Below are 2,344 nucleotides of genomic sequence, written 5' to 3'. Positions count from 1 at the left end.
TGACGGCGCTCAGCGAATTTCCCCAGAGTTGCTCAGCGAATTTCCCCAGGTCGCGGGGTAACGCTAGCGCAGGTTTGTGCCGGTGGTGACGCGGCGGAGTTCGTCTGCTGCGGCGTGGTGGTTGCGGAGCCGGTAGGAGGCGCCGTCGAGGGTGACGACGACGGATCGGTGTAGGAGCCTGTCGAGCATGGCGGCGGCGACGGTGGTGTCGCCGAGGATCTCGCCCCAGGCGCCGACGGGTCGGTTTGTGGTGATCACGATCGAGGTCTTCAGGTAGCGCTGGTTGATGACCTGGAACAGGGCCGAGGCGGCTTCGCCGGGCAGCGGGAGGTAGCCCAGTTCGTCGATGATGAGGAGTGTGGGGCCGGCGAAGAACCGCATCATCGTCGACCATTTGCCTTCGATCGCGGCGCGGTGGCAGCGGGCGGCGAGGTCGGCGGCGGAGGTGAAGTAGACCCGGTAGCCGGCGGTGACCGCGGCGTGGCCGAGCCCGGTCGCGAGGTGCGTCTTCCCGACTCCGGGTGGGCCGATCAGGAGCACGTTGGTGGCGGTCTCGAGGAACCGGCAGGTGCCGAGCTCGGTGAGCAGCGACCGGTTGATGCCGGAGGCAGCGTCGAGGTCGAAGTCGTCCAGGGTCGCGCCGGTGGGGAGGTTCGCGAACCGGAACCTGCCGGTCAGGCGGCGCGCGTCGGTCGCGGTGACCTCGACCTGCAGGAGCCGCTCGAGCGCGTGGGTGAGGGTCCAGTTCTCGGCTTGGGCTTGATCGAGGACGCGTGGGAGCGCCTCGGCGGCGTCGGCGAGCTTCAGATCGGTGAGGTGATTGCGCAGCTGCTGGAACACGCTGGCCGGTGTCGCGGTCGGGGTGATCTTGGGGGTGGTCATCGGAGGGTGTTCCTGTTCTTCGCGGCCTGCTCGTAAGCGGCCAGATCGATCACGGTCGAGGTGGGTTCGGTGGTGCCGGTCAGCGCCGCGGCTGCTTGGCGGGCGACGGGTCCGGGCGGGATGCGTTCCTTGCGTCGGTGCGGGCGTCCCGGCGGCGCGGACGCCAGTGCGATCGCTTCGAGGGCGGTGATGTGCCCGGTGTCGCGGATCGTGACCCCGAGGCCGGGTTCGGCGATCCGATGCCGGGCAACGACGGCGCCCGAGAGGGTGGCGATGTCGATCGTGGCCGCGCCGAGTCGCTGCCGGACGGTGACCTTCGCGGCGGCCAGCTCGGGTGGGACGCTGTAACGGTTCCCGCGCCAGTCGATCAGCGCCTGCCTGGTCGCGGTGCGCTCCTCGGTGAGGACCACCGGGAACACCACGGGCGGCAGCGGCCGGAGCCGCTCCGCGGCGAACATGACCGCGGCGGTCGTGGACCCGTGCTCGCCCTCCCGCTTGCGAGCGTCCTGCCCAAGGGCGAAGACCTCCACGCCAGCTTGGGCCTGTTCCAGGGTGAGCTCGTCGGGGAGATTGCGCCACCAGCGCCCGGCGGCGGTGTGGTTGTTCTTCTCGACCACGCCCTTCCGGTTCCCCGAACGGGGCCGGCAGACCACGGGCTGGACACCGTGGTGTTTCGCGAATCCCGCGAACATCGACGTGAGATCCCCGGTCACCGGGTCCAGCACGGTCCGCATCCGATCGAACCGCCAGACCCGCGTCAGCCCGCCCAGCGAACCCAGCAGCGTGGTCATCGCGGCGAGCAGGTGCGGGATGTCCATCGATGGGGCGATCACGGCCCGCCAGACCCCGGAGTGCGCGAGCGACCCGACCAGCAGGTAAGCCCGTTTCGTCGGGAACCCCCAATGCGCGGGCGGGTCGGGCAGCTCAAGCCAGTCGAACTGGGTCTCCTCCCCGGGCGGGTGCTCGATCACCGCGTTCGCACGCTTCGTGACATGGGCGCAGGCGGTGCAGACGGGCCGCAGCCCGCGGGCGCGGATCTGCCGCGTCAAGGTCGGATACGAACCCTCGAACCCGAGCGGGCGCAACTCGTCGAGCAGCGTCACCGCCCAAAGATGCGGATCCTCGATCAGCCTCGCGGTCACGTAGTCGACGAACACGTCGAACGCGTCAGGGACGGCGGGCCGACGAACCCCGGGAGCGCGGTCCCCGTCCAGATACGCACGGATCGTCTTGCGGTCATGGTCAGTGCGGCGGGCGATCTCGCTGATCGTCATCCCCTGCCGCTTCAGAGCGTGGATGTCCACGCTGCTCCTCTCTGAAAGCATGAGAACAGGGCCTCCCTCGAAGGCTGGTGTGTGGTCAGAGACCACCAGCATCAAGGGAGGCCCGCCCCATACGACGGAGCGACCCAGGGTGGGGAATTTCGGCGAGCAGAAGTGGGGAATTTCAGTGAGCGCCGTCA

General features: G+C 69.3%; 2 protein-coding genes. Both read right to left on the bottom strand.

Translation table 11 applies throughout. The features are described 5' to 3' along the window. Positions 1 to 63: 63 nt before the first annotated feature. Positions 64 to 882, bottom strand: coding sequence for an IS21-like element helper ATPase IstB (gene istB, locus ACO2Q7_RS17260; RefSeq protein WP_423356961.1), 819 nt, complete (start codon positions 880 to 882; stop codon positions 64 to 66). Continuing rightward, positions 879 to 2,344: IS21/IS408/IS1162 family transposase (locus tag ACO2Q7_RS17255; protein WP_423356960.1), on the bottom strand; the 1,466-nt coding region annotated here is incomplete at its 5' end. The genes istB and ACO2Q7_RS17255, both read right to left, overlap by 4 nt.

The organism is Rathayibacter sp. KR2-224 (genome assembly GCF_049446075.1).
In the GTDB taxonomy this organism is placed as follows: domain Bacteria; phylum Actinomycetota; class Actinomycetes; order Actinomycetales; family Microbacteriaceae; genus Humibacter.
The sequence above is the reverse complement of the archived record's forward strand: the minus strand, read 5'-3'. Positions and strand labels throughout refer to the sequence as shown.